The 19,436-nt window shown below is 45.3% G+C and carries 19 protein-coding genes; 10 read left to right on the top strand and 9 right to left on the bottom strand.

Translation table 11 applies throughout. From position 1 onward, the window contains the following. Positions 1 to 3 precede the first annotated feature (3 nt). Together LZG72_RS22690 and LZG72_RS22685 are read right to left on the bottom strand one after the other, a co-directional pair. A complete protein-coding gene (locus LZG72_RS22690; protein WP_233877417.1) occupies positions 4 to 1,245 on the bottom strand; it encodes a hypothetical protein in 1,242 nt (413 codons plus the stop codon). A gap of 155 nt (positions 1,246 to 1,400) precedes the next feature. Next, entirely contained in the window at positions 1,401 to 2,438 is a 1,038-nt protein-coding gene (locus LZG72_RS22685; RefSeq protein WP_233877416.1) for an LLM class flavin-dependent oxidoreductase, read from the bottom strand. A 225-nt stretch (positions 2,439 to 2,663) separates the two neighbouring features. On the opposite strand from LZG72_RS22685, the gene LZG72_RS22680 reads away from it, so the two are divergent. From LZG72_RS22680 to LZG72_RS22655, 6 genes are all read left to right on the top strand, one after another. After that, positions 2,664 to 3,173, top strand: a complete 510-nt coding sequence (locus LZG72_RS22680; protein ID WP_233877415.1) for a hypothetical protein — start codon at positions 2,664 to 2,666, stop codon at positions 3,171 to 3,173. After that, entirely contained in the window at positions 3,170 to 3,643 is a 474-nt protein-coding gene (locus LZG72_RS22675; RefSeq protein WP_233877414.1) for a hypothetical protein, read from the top strand. Before LZG72_RS22680 ends, LZG72_RS22675 begins: the two co-directional genes overlap by 4 nt. After that, positions 3,644 to 4,732 (top strand): sensor histidine kinase, encoded by a 1,089-nt coding sequence (locus LZG72_RS22670; RefSeq protein WP_233877413.1) that lies wholly within the window; start codon positions 3,644 to 3,646, stop codon positions 4,730 to 4,732. Next, on the top strand, positions 4,729 to 5,460 hold the full coding sequence (locus tag LZG72_RS22665) for a LytTR family DNA-binding domain-containing protein (RefSeq protein ID WP_233877412.1): 732 nt from the start codon (positions 4,729 to 4,731) through the stop codon (positions 5,458 to 5,460). Before LZG72_RS22670 ends, LZG72_RS22665 begins: the two co-directional genes overlap by 4 nt. 123 nt (positions 5,461 to 5,583) lie before the next feature. After that, the gene (locus LZG72_RS22660) at positions 5,584 to 6,366 is read left to right on the top strand and encodes a hypothetical protein (protein ID WP_233877411.1); all 783 of its coding nucleotides are present in this window, start codon (positions 5,584 to 5,586) and stop codon (positions 6,364 to 6,366) included. Positions 6,367 to 6,466: 100 nt separating this feature from the next. Beyond that, the gene (locus tag LZG72_RS22655; RefSeq protein ID WP_233877410.1) at positions 6,467 to 7,750 is read left to right on the top strand and encodes a Gfo/Idh/MocA family protein; all 1,284 of its coding nucleotides are present in this window, start codon (positions 6,467 to 6,469) and stop codon (positions 7,748 to 7,750) included. Positions 7,751 to 7,762: 12 nt separating this feature from the next. Here the strand turns inward: LZG72_RS22655 and LZG72_RS22650 are convergent, their stop codons facing one another. Further along, positions 7,763 to 9,217 (bottom strand): TlpA disulfide reductase family protein, encoded by a 1,455-nt coding sequence (locus LZG72_RS22650; RefSeq protein WP_233877409.1) that lies wholly within the window; start codon positions 9,215 to 9,217, stop codon positions 7,763 to 7,765. A gap of 190 nt (positions 9,218 to 9,407) precedes the next feature. On the opposite strand from LZG72_RS22650, the gene LZG72_RS22645 reads away from it, so the two are divergent. From LZG72_RS22645 to LZG72_RS22635, 3 genes are all read left to right on the top strand, one after another. Continuing rightward, positions 9,408 to 11,018, top strand: a complete 1,611-nt coding sequence (locus LZG72_RS22645; protein WP_233877408.1) for a MutS-related protein — start codon at positions 9,408 to 9,410, stop codon at positions 11,016 to 11,018. 65 nt (positions 11,019 to 11,083) lie between these two features. After that, positions 11,084 to 12,418, top strand: coding sequence for a WG repeat-containing protein (locus LZG72_RS22640; protein WP_233877407.1), 1,335 nt, complete (start codon positions 11,084 to 11,086; stop codon positions 12,416 to 12,418). 104 nt (positions 12,419 to 12,522) lie between these two features. Then, entirely contained in the window at positions 12,523 to 13,020 is a 498-nt protein-coding gene (locus LZG72_RS22635; RefSeq protein ID WP_233877406.1) for a VOC family protein, read from the top strand. A 7-nt stretch (positions 13,021 to 13,027) separates the two neighbouring features. Here LZG72_RS22635 and LZG72_RS22630 read toward each other — a convergent pair whose 3' ends face one another. The 5 genes from LZG72_RS22630 to LZG72_RS22610 form a co-directional block, all read right to left on the bottom strand. Then, positions 13,028 to 14,263 (bottom strand): RNA polymerase sigma factor, encoded by a 1,236-nt coding sequence (locus LZG72_RS22630; protein WP_233877405.1) that lies wholly within the window; start codon positions 14,261 to 14,263, stop codon positions 13,028 to 13,030. Between the two features lie 15 nt (positions 14,264 to 14,278). Then, positions 14,279 to 14,632 (bottom strand): YciI family protein, encoded by a 354-nt coding sequence (locus LZG72_RS22625; RefSeq protein ID WP_233877404.1) that lies wholly within the window; start codon positions 14,630 to 14,632, stop codon positions 14,279 to 14,281. 68 nt (positions 14,633 to 14,700) lie between these two features. After that, complete coding sequence (locus LZG72_RS22620; protein ID WP_233877403.1) at positions 14,701 to 15,333, bottom strand: metallophosphoesterase; 633 nt, start codon at positions 15,331 to 15,333, stop codon at positions 14,701 to 14,703. Between the two features lie 57 nt (positions 15,334 to 15,390). After that, positions 15,391 to 15,960 (bottom strand): dihydrofolate reductase family protein, encoded by a 570-nt coding sequence (locus LZG72_RS22615; RefSeq protein ID WP_233877402.1) that lies wholly within the window; start codon positions 15,958 to 15,960, stop codon positions 15,391 to 15,393. Positions 15,961 to 16,059: 99 nt separating this feature from the next. Further along, positions 16,060 to 17,796, bottom strand: a complete 1,737-nt coding sequence (locus LZG72_RS22610) for a gliding motility-associated C-terminal domain-containing protein (RefSeq protein ID WP_233877401.1) — start codon at positions 17,794 to 17,796, stop codon at positions 16,060 to 16,062. Positions 17,797 to 18,069: 273 nt separating this feature from the next. Here LZG72_RS22610 and LZG72_RS22605 point away from each other — a divergent pair, with 273 nt between their 5' ends. Continuing rightward, on the top strand, positions 18,070 to 18,621 hold the full coding sequence (locus tag LZG72_RS22605) for an HPP family protein (protein ID WP_233877509.1): 552 nt from the start codon (positions 18,070 to 18,072) through the stop codon (positions 18,619 to 18,621). Here LZG72_RS22605 and LZG72_RS22600 read toward each other — a convergent pair. Beyond that, positions 18,618 to 19,382 (bottom strand): OmpA family protein, encoded by a 765-nt coding sequence (locus tag LZG72_RS22600; protein WP_233877400.1) that lies wholly within the window; start codon positions 19,380 to 19,382, stop codon positions 18,618 to 18,620. The two genes, LZG72_RS22605 and LZG72_RS22600, sit on opposite strands and share 4 nt — an antisense overlap. Positions 19,383 to 19,436: the final 54 nt, after the last annotated feature.

The following is a 19,436-nucleotide window of genomic DNA, read 5'->3' as shown; positions in this document are numbered from 1 at the left end:
ATTTTAGTTAACTCGTTTTACCCGAAAAACTCCTTTGACACTCGAAATGCCGAGCTCCGGGTTTCCTTTGCGGACATCGACATATCCCGCGGGAAGTACTGTAAACATCCCCGTCACCCAGGTTTTGTCTGTGTTATCGACCATCAGTGAACCTCCGCTTACAGACGCGGCGGTTCCATATATATGCTGGTAAATCAGTTTAGGTTTATTAAGATTGAATGTGACGTCAGTTCCTTTCGTCCAGTGAAATGTCCCGGTGGGTGCGCCTTTCCAGGTTACTGTGGCGAATTCCGCTCCATCTCTGCCCTGGATAATGTTCTGCGTTCCGTTAATGTTCGCACCGCCTGCATAGGTATGCCAGTCGCCATCATCGAGCTGTACCGAAAGTCCTTCCGGAGCCACAAACTGATTGGATACCAAACGAATATCATTAAACGTCGTGCCATTGTTGTTGACTGATATCTTAAGGAAGACACTTACTGCTGCCGGATTTGTCGCCGGGATCCAGTCAGGGGCGAGATAGTCGCCAATGGATTCCTCGTACGTCAGTACCCCTTCCCCATTCAATGCCCATTTGTCAATCTGTTTGTCAGGAACTCGCTCGGGGCCATAGATAGGTCCGGTCCAATCTCCTTCCCCAATTTTAATAACTTGTAAGGCTCGCAGTCTGACATTTTCACCAGGACTCAGAATAGAGCTGTTCGGGTAAATGCACATGGTTTGAAACAGCGCCCAGTCGCTGAAATGCGTGGTTTCCACTACAGCCTGGTGTGTTGCCGTATCAAGTGTTTTTAGCGGCTGTGATTGCCAGATCCCTTTTTCATCCTGATACGCAATTCGCATCAGTTCAGGCGCGGATCCGTTGATGTCTTCGCGATCATAATGGAATGTAATGGAAGCGGGTTTGGAAAATGTAATGTCATGAGGCATCAACCGAAAAGCCGCTCCTTTTCCCATGGGGCACTGATTTGTGAGGGATTGTATCGAAATCGTTTGTTCGGCTGATAGCGCACCGGCAGGAATCGAGACCCTGATCCGCTGGTCTGTTGAACTGATGATCCCTCCGGCGGGGCCAATTTTTGCGGTTACAGCTTCGCCATAGACGGCCCCAACCGGCGTAACGGCGCCGGATACGGTGCCGGGAATTTCCTGGGGATCCGGGATAATGGAATCCTTCGGCGGGTCACAGCTAAAAATATGGGCGGCGAGTGTCACGCCCATCACTACATGCATTGCTTTTTTCATGGCTACTTAGTTTTGTGGTTTTTCAAAAGACTTGGTCATCTTTTTTACACCACAAAACTAGTAGTCACTACTGCCCCGGAAAATGGATACTACTACCCATTTATATGGGTACTACTGCTCATATTCAACGGGATTTGTCAAGTTGTATGAGATAATTAGGAGTGATTCAGTGCTTTGCGAACTGCCGGGGCCACTTTATCACCTAAAAGCTCGATGGATTTCATGAGGTCGGCATGAGCAGGCCCGCCTACATCGGTATGTAAAAGGAAACGGGTCAGTCCGAACATTTCCTGGTTTTGCAGGATCTTCTCTGTCACCTGGTTGGGGTCGCCTACAAACAATGCACCGTCGATGGTGCGACCACCCTCGAACTGTTGTCTGCTATATGGCGCCCATCCCCTGCTGCGGCCTACCCGGTCCATTTGGGAGGCGTAGCTAGGGAAATAGGAGTCAGCGAGCGCAGCTCCGTTTTCTCCCACCAATCCATGTGAATGAGTGGCCAGCTGCATGGTTGCGGGGTCGTGGCCGGCTTTGATATACTCGGTTTTATATAGTTCAAAAAACGGCTGGAATTGTGCAGGTTGTCCGCCAATAATGGCGATAATCAGAGGGAAACCAAGTTTGGCTGCCCGGACAACGGACTGCGGCGTCCCTCCTACTGCGATCCAGATATCCAGCTTTCCATGGGCTGGTCTCGGTAATACTTCCTGGCTATCCAATGCCGCCCTGAATTTTCCTTTCCAACTGATGGTCTGGGTTTCGTTGATTTGTTTTAATAATTCCAGCTTCTCCGTAAAAAGTCCGTTATAATCGTCGAGATTATATCCGAACAATGGAAATGACTCGATGAAGCTGCCCCGGCCGACGGTAATTTCAGCGCGCCCGTTTGACAGTAAATCGATGGTTGAAAAATTCTGATAGACCCTCACCGGATCATTTGAACTTAACACAGTTACCGAGCTCGTCAATTTGATTCGTTTGGTAACCGAAGCGGCAGCCGCCAGAATGATCTCCGGAGCTGATACGGCATATTCCGACCGATGATGCTCACCAATTCCGAATACATCCAGCCCAACCTCGTCGGCGAGCTTTATTTCTTCCAGCATATCCTGTAACCGCCGCTGAGGGGACTGAAATGAACTGGTTGCCTTGTCAAACGACAAATCGCCGAACATACTGATTCCTATTTCCATGATTGCAATGATCCGATTTAAAACGCACGTGTAACTCTTTAAATAGAAAAGGTGTTCCGCGCGGAAGAAAGTTCAATTTCCATGCAGGATGCGGCTTAAAAAATCCGGTTAGCGAAAATTACAAATCGGGATTTTTTCGAGAGAGAAAATCTTGCAACTTTGAAAAAAAATGGATTGAAGATTATACAAATCGTATAATTTTGCGTACCTTCACATACTATATTTATGCACGTCACGAGAAACAGCGATGGCCAGTTTGTTGATTGCAGTATCATCCCGGCGTCAGGCCATATTTTGCCTTCATTTACCGATGGCTGGCGGTTTAATTTCCGAAAGCATTCTCAAAAACCACATTACCAAACATTCATACTTATTTGTGAGGACACGCCGGATGTGATAGAAGGCTGTTTGATATTTCAAGTCAAAGGTGCAGGCGAACCTTATATGGCCTACATTGAAATTGCTCCTCATAACAAAGGAGATAGTAAAGTTTTTGATCGCGTAGCCGGGTGTCTTATTGCTTATGCCTGTCGGCTGAGTTTTATTCACGGAAAAGACCATTTCAAAGGCTGGCTTGCATTTGATGTGATGGAAGCACATAAGGAGGATGAGATAAAATTGATGACGATTTATTGCATGAAGTATGGTGCATTAAGGTATGGAGAAACGACGATGGTCATTTCTCCGGAAAAAGGGGAAGCTCTGATTGATAAATATTTGAACCAACTGTTATGACAAAGAACAACGAAATTCAGCCTGAGGAAATCTGGAACGATGAAAAAAAGGCAGGCCTCAAAGACTTTGTCCTTTCACACTCCAAAAAGCAGTCCAAAGACCGGAAGCTGCGGAATGAGCTGCTGGCAATCCAATACCAGATTGAAGATTACATCGAAAATGAAAATTATGATGATAAACTGCGGATTCTGGACTTTGTTAAAATGTATTTGAACACCTTGAATATCAGCTTAAAAAAGCTTGCGGAGCTGTTTGAAATGAAGGATAGCAATCTGCATAAATATCTGACGGGCGAACGAAAACTGAATGCGAACATCGTTTTGAAACTGAGCTCTTTTTCACATATAAAACCGGAATACTGGTTGCGGATAGAAGTTAAAAACGAGTTGATCGAGGTTTACAAGGAGAAGGACAAAACCCAGGACTACCAGAAATACGACTATCGGAACCTGCTTGCTAACTCACATTAAATGCGGCGTTATAATTTTGGTCGGAAATGGCTGCTAGGTTTCGCTCTGGCGCTCATTTACATCCCATTACGGACTTACATAAACGTTGCGCCGGGCCATTTCGACTATATTTCGAACAGGCTCCCGCTTTTCGGGATAGAGATCGCGATCAGCACGGTTTTCTATACCAGCTGGATTTATCTGGTCGACTGGTGTTTACAAAAGGTTGCTGCGTTCACGGGGAGTAACAATTCGGTTGAATTCAAACTTTCCAACCAGCTGATTGCATTGGTACCAGCCATTTTACTGGCTATTTTGTTTAACTTTTTACTTGTAATGGCGTGGGGAGTGATGGACCATATCTGGAGCAGTATGCCGCGTCCATTTCTCCGCGACCCAAACTGGCAGGCTATCAGACCGATCCGGCAACGGGCCAATGAGGCGCTGACAATTCTGGCTTTGATCGCAGCCTATTATTTGTGTGTAAATAATCAGGTGCAGGAAAAGCTGAAGAAGCTGCTGGTGGATTCTGAAAAGCTCGAAAAAGAGAATATGAGTGCACGTTTCCTAGCATTAAAGAATCAGATCAGCCCGCATTTTTTGTTTAATAACCTGAGCGTGCTTTCGTCGCTGGTGGAGTCGAAACCGGAGAAGTCGAGCGAATTTATCCAGCAGCTGTCACTGGCCTACCGTTACATTCTGGAACAGGCTGAGTTGCATCAGATCAGTCTAGAAGAGGAGATCAAATTTCTTGAAACCTACATTTACCTGCTCCGCACCCGGTTCACCGACAAGGTCATTATGGACGTAAAACTGACCAGGGAAGATCTGGAACAGTATTCGGTCATTCCACTCACGTTACAGCTTTTGATTGAAAACGCTGTAAAACACAATACCATGTCCGTTACCAATCCATTAACGATCAGCATTTCTATTGACGAGAAAATGCTCGTCGTAAGCAATCCGTTACAGCTCCGCAAATTGGCCGAACCGACTACGGGGCTTGGACTGAAAAACATCGTCAACCGGTATAAATTGCTTTTGAACAAAGATGTTCTTATTGACAAAACGAAGGATCATTTTATCGTAAAAATTCCGCTGATTTCATGAATGTGCTGATCGTTGAAGATGAAGAACTGAGCGCGGAACGCCTGCAAAAACTGATACTGGCCATTGATCCTACCATTCGGGTACTAGGGATGTTTCCTTCGGCCTTTGAAACAATCGCATATCTGAATAACGCCGTAAACACGCAGCCAGACCTGATTTTCCTGGATCTTCACCTCGAAGACGACAACGGCTTCCGGATCGTTGAGAGCCTGGACCTGATGATCCCGATCATTTTCACGACTGCATTTGACGACTACATGCAGAAGGCCTTCAAAACGCATACTATTGATTACCTTTTGAAACCGGTTAACCCGCTCGAATTACAAGGTTCGCTTGCCAAATTCAAGAAAATCGTTGAAGCAGAATCGACCGCTCCCCGGTTACCGAAATACAAAGACCGTTTTCTGGTAACGGCGGGCTCGCGGATTTTCACATTTAAAACTTCTGAGATAGCCTATTTCACCATCGAAGAACGGGCTACTTTTCTGCGGTTGTTCGATGGGCGGCATTTTGCGGTGGAGTACAGTTTGGAAAAACTTTCTCAATTGCTCGATCCGGTGAATTTCTTTCGCATTAACCGCACGCTGCTTATTTCCGTCGAGGCGATTCGTGATATCCATTCCATTTCTGCCGGCAAGCTCAAAATCGACCTCCATCCGGTCTCATCCCAGGAAGTTTTTGTCAGCTCTGAGCGCATTACTGAATTTAAAAACTGGCTGGGCCGGTAATACTGATTTAGCTCTGCATGGTAAAATGGCGGCTTACACTGCGAAAAAAGGCATTTAGAGATTTTAAATTTCGATTGATCGTGTGATTTTTAAAATTGGGTTTGTAGAAATCCGGTTTGTGATATGTCAGTGATCAAGTTTAGCGCTCATAAAAAATTCCATTTACTTCAAATTAAAACACGCACCTGGGAAACCAGCCCCGATCAATTGCAGCATTACCGGATCATTTTCATCCTTTCCGGTCAGGGACAGTTTGTATTGGAAGGCGTGATCCATTCTTATACAAAGTCCGGCCTCATTTACCTGAAACCCGACCAGCATCCTGTATTCCAGGAAGACAATAACACGGAGATTTTGATCATGGCATTCGATACCTATCTGGCAGATGATTTTCAGAGTAAAAAGGCGTTCAGTCCGGATTTTGCAGACACTTATAAGCAAGCCGAAAATCTATGTAAAGACATTTTGCTACCTCAGGGTAAACCACTTGCAAACGAACGTGACAGCCAAACTGTCAACTATCTAATTAATCAGATTTCGTTTGAAATAACACAAAAACCGTCTTCTCACTTAAAGTTGATAAAAGGAAGCATTGAACTGATTGTGACTGTGTTAGCACGGAACAATTTTGCGGGCAAGAAGTCGGAGGAAAAAATTTCCCAGCAAGTTCTGACCGAGCACCTCGTGGAGTATGTGCGCCAGGAACTTCATCATAACCGGTCGATCCGCATTCCTGAACTGCTTTTGCGGTTCAATATATCCGAAGAAGTGGCCAATCTTCATGTGATGAACCGCACCGGCATGTCGCTGCGCAATTTTATTTTCAAATACAAAGCCGACCTTTTTAAAAGCCGGCTTCTGAAAGTAGATGTGATGGAGTTATCTCCATATCTGCGCCCGCGTTGAAATCCCGTTGTCAGGGAATTTTTCAGACGGTTCTCATCTGTCTTAGTAATTTTTGTGCTTAATTGGGTTTTAAATAGATATTCCTAAAAATCCTGACCTAATGAGCGTTCATACCAATCGCAGAGATTTTGTTAAAATGGCCGGCCTCGGCGCACTTGGCTTCTCAATATTACCATCGCTTTACGGCAAAGTAGCTGCCAGCGACCGTCTGCGGATAGCGCATATTGGTCTTGGCGGAATGGGCAACAACCACATGAAATGGTTCGCTGCCCTTCCCGAAGTTGAGATCGTAGCGCTTTGTGATGTGGACGAACTGCATTTGGGCCAAACAAAAGAAAAGCTTCTCACCATGCAGCCCAATGCAAAACCGGAACTGTACGGCGATTTCCGTAAGATACTCGAACGCAAAGACATAGATGCCATAACCGTCGCCACGCCGGACCACTGGCACGCGCAGATCGCAACTCTCGCATTCCAGGCTGGAAAAGATGTATATGGTGAAAAACCGCTTTCATATAGCTTGAAAGAAGGTCAGATGATGTTGAAACACATGGAAAAGCACGACCGCATTTTTCAAATGGGAAACCAGATCCATGCGGGCGATAACTTTCACCGGGTAGTCGAGATCATTAAATCCGGGGCGATCGGAAATGTACATACTGTTCGTTTATGGAAAACCGCTAATACAAAAGAACTCGGGTCGCCCACTGTGCAGGCTGTCCCCAAAACGCTGAACTGGGATATGTGGCTAGGGCCCGCCCCTTTTACCGAATACATTCCTGAAAAATGTCACTTTACGTACCGGTATTTCCTGGATTACTCGGGAGGTGAGTTTGCAGATTTCTGGTGTCACATTGCCGATGTCGTGTATTCTTCCATTTCACCAAAAGGATTGAAAAAGATCAATGCGCGGGGAGTGGGTTACACGGGAATCGCTGATGCACCGAAGACGCTCGATGTGGATTACGAATTCGACGGGTTGAAAATTCTTTGGACGATGGCGCCGCCAAATGTTCCCGGAGCTGCCGAAAAAGGAATCGGGGCACATTTTGAGGGAGATAAAGGCACATTAACCTGTGATTATAACACCAGATCGATCACGATCAATGGAGAAACCGTCAACGATATTCCAACCATCCCCATTACCAATCCAAGATCGCCAGGCCACCAGCAAAATTTCGTCGACTCCGTCAAATCGAGAAAACAACCGGAGTCAAACCTGCGGTATGCGCGCGAAATGACCATTCCAATGCATTTGGGATTGATCTCTTACCGTCTGAAAAGAGAGCTTACCTGGAATGCGGAGAAAGAAAAATTTGTCGGCGATAAAGAAGCAAACCGGCTGCTTTCCCGCAAGCCGCGAAAAGGTTGGGATTTGGTCTGAGTATGAACAAATTTAGATTTTAATTTTTTCGCGCAACAGCTTGCCTACTTCCCCGGACGACGGCCGCGGTGCGTGCGCCATGATCATTTTCCCTTCCTGATCGATCAGAATGTATCTTGGGATGCCCCAAAGGTGATAATTCTCCCAGATCGCGTCGGGTTGTCTGTCTTGTTTCTGGTGCATGTGAATGCCTTTCGGAATGCTTTTGTCGGGCAGTAATTTCTTCCATTCATCCCGGTCCGAGTCGGTCGATAAAAACAGGAAGGCGATTTTGTCATTTCCCTCAAATTCCTTCATAAGTTTTTTTGAATGTGGAAATTCCGCCCTGCATGGCCCGCACCACGTCGCCCAAACATCGACGTAAACCACTTTTCCCTTCAGACTGCTCAATGAAATGCTTTTGCCATCGGGAGTAGTACCTGTAAAATCCGGAGCAGGTTTGCCCGGTTCCAGAGATTCCCATTTTGCAAAACTTTTGTTTAATGCAGCCGTATATAAGGTTGTCTTCGCGTCTTTCAGAAAGTTCGTCCGAAGCATTTTAAGCTCAGGCGACAATCCATCCATTCTGACCGAATAGTCGATGTTCGCCGCGCGAAAATGCTCCTTAAGAGCCGGAGATATCGGGCGGCTTTCGATTTCTTTTTCTACAATGCCCGGGAGATCGCGATCTGAATACTTCGTTTTTGCGCTATTCAGTTTCTTCCATACATCTGCAAAAATCCGTGATTGAAGATAAAAAGTCAAAACGAGCCGGTATTCGTACATTTGAGTTTGCAAAGCGATCGAATCATCGGGCAATTCTCTTAAAAAATCGGCCATCACGGCCGGCATTTCCACATTTCCACTCTCTGCATCGAAATTCGATCTCGCATAATTCTGCTGATAAAAGTATAAGTTCATTTTATTCTTAACCGCAAGGATACTCAGCGCTTCTTTGCTCACGTCCCCATTTTTAGAGAGCGCGTCATAATACCGGGCATAACCCTTTTTCAATGAATCGAGCCGGACAAGGTAATCTTCCAGCTTTGCCTCTATTGACCAAACTCCGTCTACATTCTCGTATTTCTGCTGCAAATTGCTTGTGGCCTTCAAATACTTTTGTACGCTCGCACCATCGCCGGTATACCTGACGCCATCACCCGTTTTGCTCGTGTCCGGCTCCACTTTTAACTCATCTCCCGGAGTAAGGTAAAGCTGGTAATACTGATCGGCGCATTGAATTGTGGTAAAAATCGGCTTCTCGAGTGCGAACTCGATGATGCCGGAACCAGTACTATCAAGCGTAGACGTGGCAAGCAAAATGGAGTCGCCATTGAGCATATTATTGCTGACGATATCAATCCGGGCATTTTTCGCTTTGTTAAGCTGAACCGTCAATTTTACATGCTTCGGGTCCTTTTTTTCACAGGCTGATAGCGCTGAGAATATGAATAAAGTCAGGCAGATTTGTTTTAAATAACGAAGCATGAGGTTGAGTTTAGAGTAAGTAATGGACAGTTACTTTCACAGTACTGCAATTAAGGTTCTTTTGATGCATTTATCCTTGCGGCAACTATAATGAGGTTCAGGTTCTTTGGATGAATGGATTAACGATCAACGAATGCAGTAAAACCGCGGAAAATAACCATTTTCACAACGGATACTCTAATTCATCAACATGCCCGAATCCAAAAAGAAACAGCTTGCCAGGCTTAAAGAACATGCTCATAAAATAAAACAAGAAACGATCGACTTTTTTAATGTCGAACGTTTCTTCCATTTAACTGATAAAAAACGCTTTCACCAGGTAATTTCAGACCGGACGTTTCAGGATCTGGATATGGAAGAAGTGTTTATGTTCATCGATCGCACGGTTTCAAAAGTGGGACAACAGTTTCTTTATCATACACTGCGGACCATTCCTGATGATACTCTCCGCACAGAGCGGTTTGAGAAAAAGGTAAAAATTTTCAAGGATAAACCGGAATTAAAAGATGCGGTTCTGCTTGAACTCGGAACGCTGCAAAGCACAAATGCCTACTACATAGTGTCCTTGTTTTTGAGGGAGCACATACAAAAGCCGGGCTGGTTTTGGATTATCCCACTTTTGTCATTGGCTTCCGTGAGTTCCGTATTGCTTTTGTTTGTTTTCCCGCAAGCGTTTATTGCGCTGGTTGTGTTACTGGCGGTCAATTTCGGTTTTCATTATTGGAACAAAAATAATCTGTACCAATACGCGAACTCTATTCCGCAACTGTCGAGGATGACCTGGGCAGCTAAGAAAATCTCGGAGCTTGAAGGCATGGGGGACGATCACCCTGAAATCCGGAAATCCATTGCAGCCATTGAAAGCCTGGGCGTTCCGATGTCTATTTTCAGATTGGAAGCGAAGCTGCAAAGTGAAATCGGACTTTTGGTCGAACATATTCTGGAATTGATAAAAGCCCTTTTCCTGATCGAACCACTGGCACTTTATCATGTTCTGAATCAACTCGATAAGAAAAGGACCGAGATCCAGGAAATTTACACCTACATCGGAGAGACCGACGTAGCCATGTCGATCAGTTTTCTGCGCGACGAATTGCCATCTTTCTGCATTCCGTCGATTGATAAAAACAAAAAAAGACTGACTGCGGTCGATATTTATCATCCTCTCATCTATCAATCCGTCGCCAATTCCATTGACATTACTGGTAAATCGGCTTTGCTGACCGGCTCTAATATGTCCGGCAAAACGACATTCATCCGGACCATTGGCATTAATGCGATCCTTGCCCAGACTATCAACACTTGCTTTGCCCGGGAATTCCGGATCCCCATGCTGAAAGTGAATTCTGCGATACGGATTTCCGATGATTTGTTGAATGAAAAAAGTTACTATTTCGAAGAAGTGCTGGCCGTGAAAGCGTTGCTGGAAGAAAGTCGATCCGGCTTTCAAAATCTCTTTTTACTGGATGAAATGTTCAAAGGTACCAATACTGTTGAGCGTGTAGCCTCCGGAAAAGCGGTACTGGAGTATCTGACCAAACATGACAACCTCGTCTTCGCAGCTACCCACGATCTTCAACTGGCCGATCTATTGACAGACACTTTCAAGACTTTCCATTTTACAGAAACCGTTGAGAGCGACCAGCTTATATTCGACTACAAGATTAAGACCGGTGTACTCACGGACACAAATGCAATCCGCATTCTGGAATTAAACCTTTATCCCAGCGAAGTTACCGACGAAGCCAAGCAGCTGGCAACCCGGATGTTTAATAATAAAGTAACCAGGAATCAACTTTGAAAGGCCCGGTTTTTTATATTAGCCATTCTTTTCATAATCAGATCTGATCAAATAACACGTCCTGGATGTTTCTTTCGGCTTTTCGTTTATTCCTATTCCTGCTAACCCTGCTTCAAACCCAGTATCTGTTTGCCCAGTCCGGTACCTCTGCGGGGAAGGCGTGGATCAAAGAGTACAATGAATATCGCGAGTATAATGGCGTATATGTAGCAAAAAAAGTAGCAATTCCTTGCCGGTCGTACGAAACCTTTCTTCTCGACGCGGATGGAAAAAGAATAAGTCCCGCATTTCGGGATATTGGTGAATTTTCGGAAGGCCTGGCCGAATTTGTTCCGATGACACCGGATTCGAATGGCGTGTTCCAACATGGTTTTATTAATAAACAAGGCAAGGTGGTGATAGAACCAGCTTACATTTCTACTGACAAATTTCGCGACGGAAAAACCTGGGTTATTTACCCGGAAGGAAAACAGTACGGCTTGTCTTACATTGATAATGAGGGAAATACCATTTATAAGATTCCCATTCACTACTTTAAAAACGACTTTCTGATTTCGAAGGCCGAAGTAGAATTCTTATGCAGCCACGATTGCAAAGAAGATGTGATCTGGTGGAAAAAGAAGGATCTTTTTATCCTGAACTGGAATTTCAGCCCATTCATCGAAAAAGAGATTAAAGAATCGAAATACATTTACCACTTCCTTTATAATGGTAAATACGGCATCATCGATAAAAATATGATCCTGAAAGTGCCGGTTTCGCTCGACGATATTGACCCGACCTACGAATTTTCCGGTCAGGGTATGGAACGTGTGCAGTACGGTAACAAGTTTGGGTATATCAATGTCTTCACCGGCGACATCATCGTTCCGTTTTTGTATACCGATACGCGGAAACCTACTGCAGGTTTGTTTTGGGTAAAAAAAGATAACAAATGGGGCTGCATTGACAAAACCGGCAAAACACGGATCGACTTTTTGTACGACGAGGCCACGGGCTTCACCGAAGAAGACCGTTCGGCAGTCGCTATCAATGGAAAATTTGGACATATCGACAAAAAGGGAAAGATCAGAACCCCACTAAAATATGATTTCGCCTCCTACTATAATCACGGCATTTCGATGGTCCGGATGAATGGTAAATACGGCTATATGGATACTACCGGCCGTTTTATAACCGAAATCGTTTACGACGAAGCCATGCCATTTGACAAGGTAACGACGAGCGCCGAACGCTCGTGGCTCCGTTTCGAACTTACGCTGGACGGAAAGGAAAAATTTGTCGGGTTTTCTTATAAGCTCAATGCGGTTTTGATCCTCATTGGACTTTTCATCTTCATTCGCGTCAACAGTTATTTCTTCGATCGTTTCCGCAAAGCCAGAGCAGCCAAAGGAAAGTAAACGCTGGCGTGATTGCCCCTCTTTTTTGTCGGTTTTACACAGTAGCCAGGATGTAGGCTGACGTTAATTTTGTTCAACAAATTCATCAGAAAACATTCAAAGACATGGCATTACAAAAAATCACACCAAATCTCTGGTTCGCGGACCAGGCCGAGGAAGCTGCGAAGTTTTACACTTCCATTTTCAAAAATTCGAAAATAACGAAGACAACCTATTACAGTAGTGTAGGCCAGGAAATCCATGGCCAGGAAGCCGGACAGGTGATGACCGTCGAATTCGAGCTTGACGGTCAGACATTTGTAAACCTGAATGGCGGCCCGGTATTCACATTCAATGAGGCGATCTCGTTCATTGTCGATTGTAAAACCCAGGAAGAAATCGATTATTACTGGGAAAAGCTCGGCGAAGGCGGCGATCCTAATGCGCAGCAATGCGGCTGGCTGAAAGACAAATATGGCGTTTCATGGCAGGTGGTTCCGACAATGTTGGAAGAAATGGGTTCAAATCCGGACGACCCGGGCTATCAGCGCGCCTTTGCAGCCATGATGGAAATGAAAAAGATGGATCTTGCTGCTTTGGAGAAGGCGTATCGGGGAGCGTAGCAGACGGTTAGTGCAAATGGGAAATCGTCGCGATCTTTTTCCGGATCGCTTGAGTTTCGGTTTCTGTTTTCGCCAATGCGAATGCTTTTTCCAGGTTTTCCAAAGCCTGTTTTGGATCAATTTCTTTATACAATTCCCCCAGCAACAGATAGTAAAAATGGTTTTCCGTGAGGCCAAGCCTTTCCGCCTCACGGATCGCCGTTTCATTTCCATATACTTTGGACAATGCATACGTGCGGTTCAATGCCGCGACGGGCGAATACCTGATTTGAAGGAGCAGATCATAATTCTGCAAAATGCCTTTCCATTTTTCCGCTGAATCTGCCTTTTGAGTGTGCCAGTAAGCAATTCCAGCTTCAAGATGATACCTTGAAAGCGTATTTCCACTGGCCGAGCGCTGCAAAAAGTAGCCGCCTTTACTGATCAGATCGACGTTCCATAAGGCGGTATCCTGCTCTTCATAAATCACCAGCTCATCCTGCTCGTTCATTCGCGCGTCAAACCGGGACGCATGAAAACACATCAACGAAAGCAATGCATTCACCTGTGGCTTGTTGGTCGGCTCGTTTTCTATCAGCATCGTGCAAAGCCTCATTGCCTCCAAACAAAGCTCTTTTCGCAGGTTTTTATTTTTACTAATTGAATAATATCCCTCGTTAAACAGCAAATAGATGGTAGTCAAAACTGGCTCCAGCCTGGCTTCGATTTCCGTGGTAGCGGGCAGCTCAATGGCAATTTTTTTTGCACGGAGCTTCTCCTTCGCGCGCAGAAGCCGTTTATTGATCGTATCCTTGTTAGTCTGGAATGCGTCCGCGATTTCTTCAATCCCAAACCCGCAGAGAATGCGGAGAGCAAGACCTATCTGAGACTCCGTAGAAACAGCCGGGTGACAAACCGCAAACATCATTTGCAGCTGACTATCACTAATATTTTGCGGCGACAGATCAATTTCATTTTCGTCCGAATGCATTTCAGATTTAATTTCCGGAAGGATTTTTTCTTCCAAAATGGCATGTCGGTGCAGGTGATTTTTAGCCTTATTTTTGGCAACCTGGTACAGCCAGCCAGCCGGGTTCGGCGGAGTTCCTTCGATCCCCCACGATTGTACAGCCGTAAGAAACGTGTCACTGGCAATGTCTTCCGTAACCTCAATTTTCTGAAATCCGAACCGGCGGCATAGTACCGAGACGATCTTCCGATATTCTGTCCTGAACAGGTGCGGAATAAGCTCTGCTGAATGCATGAACCAGCCAAAAAGTTAGTTGGGATGAACCTGAGAGATCTTCCTGACCTCGACACTATTTCCCGGACCTTTCAGAATCGGACAAGCGCTGGCGAGCTCCGTTGCTTCTTCCAGACTTTCGGCTTTTATTATAATAAAACCCGCAATGGATTCTTTCAGCTCGACAAATGGTCCATCCGTCACCACATCGCCATAAGTCACCACTTTACCTTCTGTCGACAATCCTTTCCCTCCCGCGAACTTATTCAGCGCCGCAATCCCTCCTACCCAATCCTGGTACTGTTTCATATAGACCTGCATCTGCTCAGGCGAAGGCTGCGCATCTTTGGTAATGAGGTCCAGGCGCATGAAAACGATGTATTCTTCCATATTATGGTTCAAATGGGATGTTAGAGTTATAGATAATGATGCACCGGATCAGTTATTATCTGATAAGGTTAACTCGTGAATTCGTTATGGTGTGATTCTAAAAACGCCGGCTTCTTCTGGCAAATACTGTAAGCCTCCTGCAAAGAAATTGGCGTATACCTCTGTTTCAACTTATAAATATTGTCAATTCCTACATCTAACGATTTACCTACGTTCTCGTACGAACCATGTACGTGTCCGTAAAACAAGGGTACATCATGATGTGATTGATGCCAGATCGCCATGGGATAATGGGCGCACACAAATTTCAATGACTCAACCTGAAAAAAACCGATCTGGTGAAAAGCGAGAAAGTCATGGGTGAATTCCAGGAATTCCGGGGACACATGATGATCGTGATTTCCCTGAATTAAGATCACATTGTCGCAAACGATCCTTTCCCGGAAAATCGAAATATTTTCCTTACCTCCAAATGACCAGTCGCCGCAATGGATTAACAAATCCGTCTTTCGTACCACTGCGTTAATCCCATTCACAATCGCATCGTTCATTTCTGGTATACTACTGAAAATCCGGCAGTTAGCTGCATTCTCTGCTTCCCAGGATGTAGTAGCCGAACAAATATTCTTGTGCCCATAATGGGTATCCGACGTCAAGTAAACCTGGTTGATCTTGAATGGTAATTTTGTAAATGGTATCATATTGCCTTTACATAACAAGTGTAAAATCTCACATCGGTATCTTCACTGGGTCAGTCTTCACAAACTTCTCTCCAAAGGGATGTAATTAACCAGGATAACGCCACTATTAAAAGTCTGCGTATCGACCAATTTCAGATCCAGCTTGGTTTTCATGCCTGAAAACAATGCAGTTCCTTCGCCGATCGCGACGGGATCGATCATTATGGCATAGTGATCGATGAGTCCGGCATCTGCCAGCTGCGCTACCAGACTTCCGCTTCCCAGGATCGTCAATTGCACATTGGGATCGGCTTTCAGCTTTTTGATTTCCTCGATCAAATTGCCTCTGATCAGTGTGGTGTTCTCCCAATCGGCAGATTCCATTGTGGTGGAAAAAACAATTTTGGACGATTCGTTCATGCCTTTTGCCACGTCAGGCATCGTTTCCAGGGCCGCCGGAGTAGGCCACCAGCTCGACATACTCTCATATGTAACGCGTCCAAAAACCAGAATTGATTTTCTCCCTTCCATTTGTTCAGAAGCAAAACTACTTTCGTCACCGCCGTGGCGGTGCCAGCTGATATCCTCATCAACGCCTTTGTAGAATCCGTTTAATGTCAGAAAATTGAATGTGCTTAACGTTCCCATTTTTGTCTCTTTTTTAGTGATCAAGTATCTTTTCAACCTCACTACAAATGAGAATGACGCAATAAGACATGAACCTGAAAAAAAACGAAAAAATCGTACTTAACGCAAAAGGTGCACCGAACCATCCTGATCGATCACCGATCCATCGTTCAGCTCAACTTTTACTTTATAGGGATAAATGCCCGCCTCGGTGAGCTGACCATGATAAGTACCATCCCAGCCCGAGGCCGGATCAGATGCCGGGAAATTAGCTTTTTGAAAAACAACTTGTCCCCAGCGGTTGAATATGGCCATTTCCCGAATCATTTTAACGCATCTATTCCCATACACAAAGAACACCTCATTCATTTCATCGTGATTCGGTGAAAATGCCTCCGGCGCATAAACGCCGCACGGTTTTACATATACCTGAACCCGGGCCGTTTTGTTACAAACCTCATCCGGGTCTGTCACCTGCAATTTGAAAAGTGTCGAAACCTGTGGCGAAACCCACGGATCGGGGCAATCGGAACAAGACAAACCCGGCTGATCCCAGCGATACCGGTATTCGCCCGTCGGCGTGGCGAGTGCCTCCACCTGAATGCTGTCACCCTGCGTGATGGATAATGTAGGAGATACCGAAAGGTCAATGCTAATTACTTCCAGAATGGTGGTGACAATGCTGTCGCAACCCGTGACCTGCGGGATATTTTTAAAATATGTGCCGGCCGTTGTGTAGCTGGTATCCCCTACTGTCAGCTTTTCACCTTCGCAAATGCGGATGTTCTGCGTGTAGTGACTCACCGGATTGACTTTCAAATTCAACGTGACGGTACTGTCGCAAACATTGCTTTTACTCACATTCCTGACATAAATGCCGCTGGTCCGCAACACGGTATCGCCGAGCGCAACAGATTCTCCCTCACAAATCGTTTCCGAGACCGTCGCCTCGCTTTTTTTAAATGTAAGTGTATAATCCAGGCTTAATGCGCAGGATTCGTCCAGGCTTCCCAATGGGCTAAGTTTAACGGAGTATTTATCACCCAAATTTGCTTTAACCTGCACATTTTGAGTGGTTGCACCATTGCTCCACTGATATTTACCAAAACCCTGCGGGGCCATTAAGGTTAAAAAACCGTTTTCATCCGGACAATTTGATGCCACTTTAATTTCCGATTTCAAACATTCTGCGTCAATGTATGCATAGCCAAAATGCCTCTGTCTTGTACAGCCGTGGGCGGTAACGACGATCGTGATGGTTTTTCCAATGACACTGCGGAGGTCAATCGCGCCGGTGGTCCAGTTGCGGTATTGAATGTCTCCGTAAGACTGGAAACCATCGACCGTGTTAACTCCCTGTAATTGAATGTTGTAGCTGCTGCATGGCAATTCCTCGCCATTGCTGTCAAAAATAAGAATGTTAAAACCGGGCTTCTGATAGGGTTCGTGGTTCGCACGCCCATCGGCACCGGTATTCTGCAATACGACAGCAAATTTGTATTGAAATAAGGTATTTTCGGCGGTGACGGTATATTCGGAGTGGATTCTTGCAAAATGGCTTCCTTCAACCACATTCCCGATTCGGATCGAATGCGTACTGCCTGGCGCGACCATTGGAATGGAAGATATTTTGGGATCATTTCCATCGCTAACGCTGGTCACATAATGCTGGTTATTTTGAGTGCCATTCGTTTCGTTCAGAAAGACCGTTTTCTGATTCTGTTCACCTACATTCCCGTAAGTCAGGACCCACCCATTTGCGTTCCCTTGCTCAAACCCCACATTATTACAGTCGACTTGTGCGAATGCAGAATTTGATAGAAGGCATAAAAGTAAAAGGCGTAAAGTTTCTCTCATAGATCAGCGGGTTTGCAGAATTAATTACGCATTGGGGGATACGCCTGTTGCAACTCAATTTAGGTAAAAAGAAGATTCACACCATTCACTGAATAAGGCTTTTGTAAATGTTTTATATTTTACTCAAAGTGCGGGTTACTGTTTTCATTAAATTTGCCAAGAACAATGTCATTTAACCTCCAATACCTCTCGATCCCGACACCGACAACAGTTTTCGCGAAGTAGAAAAAGCATTCATTTACATTGAGAAAAAGATTTAGAAAACACATGCGCATGGCCCGCTATGTGATTTATAAAGAAACATTAGTTGATTTCAAGGACCATTTCTGGACATTTCTCGGATCGTTTGCGGGCATTGCATTAATCGGTTTTTTGAATAACAACCAGTTTTCCGAAACGGACAGTGTTTTTCTGATCGGTTCATTCGGCGCATCTTCGGTATTGATTTATGGCATTGTAAACAGTCCGCTCGCCCAGCCCAGAAATCTGATCGGCGGCCATTTAATCTGCGCGATTGTTGGGGTAACAGTTCATAAAATTTTTCCAGGTGAAATCTGGCTGGCATCCGCATTTGCGGTTTCATTGTCGATTGTATTTATGCAGATTACCAAAACCCTGCATCCACCAGGCGGGGCCACAGCGCTGATTGCCAACATCGGTTCTGAAAAAATCACCAGTCTGGGTTACCTATATGTGATTTCTCCCGTGCTGACCGGCGTACTCATTTTGCTTGTTGTGGCGCTCGTAGTTAATAATATGTCGAAAAACCGGCATTATCCTAAAAATAAGAACTGGTACAAAGTCTGGGCGCGCAGATACCGTTAAAGCGTGGGCACGAGCCGCATTTCCACCCGCCGGTTAAGCTTTCTATTTTGTTCACAATCGTTGGGCGCGGCAGGTACTTTGCTGCCATAAGCCTTGCTTTTGATCCTGGCCGTGGAAACTTCATTTGCAACCAGAAACTGCCTTACCATCTCCGCCCGCTCGCCGGAAAGCCGGAAGTTCTTAGCCGGATCACCCTTACTGTCGGTGTGCCCAGCCAGTTCGACCTGATAGGTTTGATGGTATTTCAAAAAGTCGAGTATGCGTTCCAGTTCCTGTTTGGACTTCGTTACCATTACAGTTTTACTTTGGTTAAAATAAACCACCGAAGTAATTTCCTCTTTAAAAACTGGCTTGACTTCGGATGCATTAACTCCCGGATTCACTTCTGAGCGGGTATTATCAATTGATTTTTTAGTAAGATAAAAAACTTCTGTCGGCCTCAATTCATTCGCAGAAATAGACTCGTTCAACGTTTCGTACCCGTCCGCATAAATCGTGATGTTACTCGTATCATTTGCCGGGATCCGGAATTTATAGACCTTATCCTCGAATTTCGGAACAATTTGTCTGCCCGGCCGTTGATCAACTACAATGATGTTCGCGTAAACCGGCTGCAGCGTATGTTTGTCGAGCACCCGCACCGTCACCCTGGATCTCGAAACCGGTGGAAGCTTTGTGGTAACCGCATTTGCCAGATCCTGCCCCCGAACAGCAAAACCCATCTCCAAGAGGACAAATACGATTCCTAACCATCTCTTCATGATAATCTCACAAGTTTTATCCGGTTTATTACAATATCGTAAAATTCTGAATCT

The organism is Dyadobacter sp. CY323 (assembly GCF_021390245.1).
GTDB lineage: Bacteria > Bacteroidota > Bacteroidia > Cytophagales > Spirosomataceae > Dyadobacter.
Note: the sequence above shows the minus strand (reverse complement) of the source record. Positions and strands in the feature narration are given on the sequence as shown.

Excerpts from the sequence above, each read along its gene's own strand:
- LZG72_RS22600 (WP_233877400.1), bottom strand. The coding sequence starts at position 19,382 with ATGAAGAGATGGTTAGGAATCGTATTTGTCCTCTTGGAGATGGGTTTT.
- LZG72_RS22675 (WP_233877414.1), top strand. The coding sequence starts at position 3,170 with ATGACAAAGAACAACGAAATTCAGCCTGAGGAAATCTGGAACGATGAA.
- LZG72_RS22665 (WP_233877412.1), top strand. The coding sequence starts at position 4,729 with ATGAATGTGCTGATCGTTGAAGATGAAGAACTGAGCGCGGAACGCCTG.
- LZG72_RS22630 (WP_233877405.1), bottom strand. The coding sequence starts at position 14,263 with ATGCATTCAGCAGAGCTTATTCCGCACCTGTTCAGGACAGAATATCGG.
- LZG72_RS22680 (WP_233877415.1), top strand. The coding sequence starts at position 2,664 with ATGCACGTCACGAGAAACAGCGATGGCCAGTTTGTTGATTGCAGTATC.
- LZG72_RS22685 (WP_233877416.1), bottom strand. The coding sequence starts at position 2,438 with ATGGAAATAGGAATCAGTATGTTCGGCGATTTGTCGTTTGACAAGGCA.
- LZG72_RS22690 (WP_233877417.1), bottom strand. The coding sequence starts at position 1,245 with ATGAAAAAAGCAATGCATGTAGTGATGGGCGTGACACTCGCCGCCCAT.
- LZG72_RS22660 (WP_233877411.1), top strand. The coding sequence starts at position 5,584 with ATGTCAGTGATCAAGTTTAGCGCTCATAAAAAATTCCATTTACTTCAA.
- LZG72_RS22655 (WP_233877410.1), top strand. The coding sequence starts at position 6,467 with ATGAGCGTTCATACCAATCGCAGAGATTTTGTTAAAATGGCCGGCCTC.
- LZG72_RS22620 (WP_233877403.1), bottom strand. The coding sequence starts at position 15,333 with ATGATACCATTTACAAAATTACCATTCAAGATCAACCAGGTTTACTTG.
- LZG72_RS22605 (WP_233877509.1), top strand. The coding sequence starts at position 18,070 with ATGGCCCGCTATGTGATTTATAAAGAAACATTAGTTGATTTCAAGGAC.
- LZG72_RS22645 (WP_233877408.1), top strand. The coding sequence starts at position 9,408 with ATGCCCGAATCCAAAAAGAAACAGCTTGCCAGGCTTAAAGAACATGCT.
- LZG72_RS22615 (WP_233877402.1), bottom strand. The coding sequence starts at position 15,960 with ATGGGAACGTTAAGCACATTCAATTTTCTGACATTAAACGGATTCTAC.
- LZG72_RS22650 (WP_233877409.1), bottom strand. The coding sequence starts at position 9,217 with ATGCTTCGTTATTTAAAACAAATCTGCCTGACTTTATTCATATTCTCA.
- LZG72_RS22670 (WP_233877413.1), top strand. The coding sequence starts at position 3,644 with ATGCGGCGTTATAATTTTGGTCGGAAATGGCTGCTAGGTTTCGCTCTG.
- LZG72_RS22625 (WP_233877404.1), bottom strand. The coding sequence starts at position 14,632 with ATGGAAGAATACATCGTTTTCATGCGCCTGGACCTCATTACCAAAGAT.
- LZG72_RS22635 (WP_233877406.1), top strand. The coding sequence starts at position 12,523 with ATGGCATTACAAAAAATCACACCAAATCTCTGGTTCGCGGACCAGGCC.
- LZG72_RS22610 (WP_233877401.1), bottom strand. The coding sequence starts at position 17,796 with ATGAGAGAAACTTTACGCCTTTTACTTTTATGCCTTCTATCAAATTCT.
- LZG72_RS22640 (WP_233877407.1), top strand. The coding sequence starts at position 11,084 with ATGTTTCTTTCGGCTTTTCGTTTATTCCTATTCCTGCTAACCCTGCTT.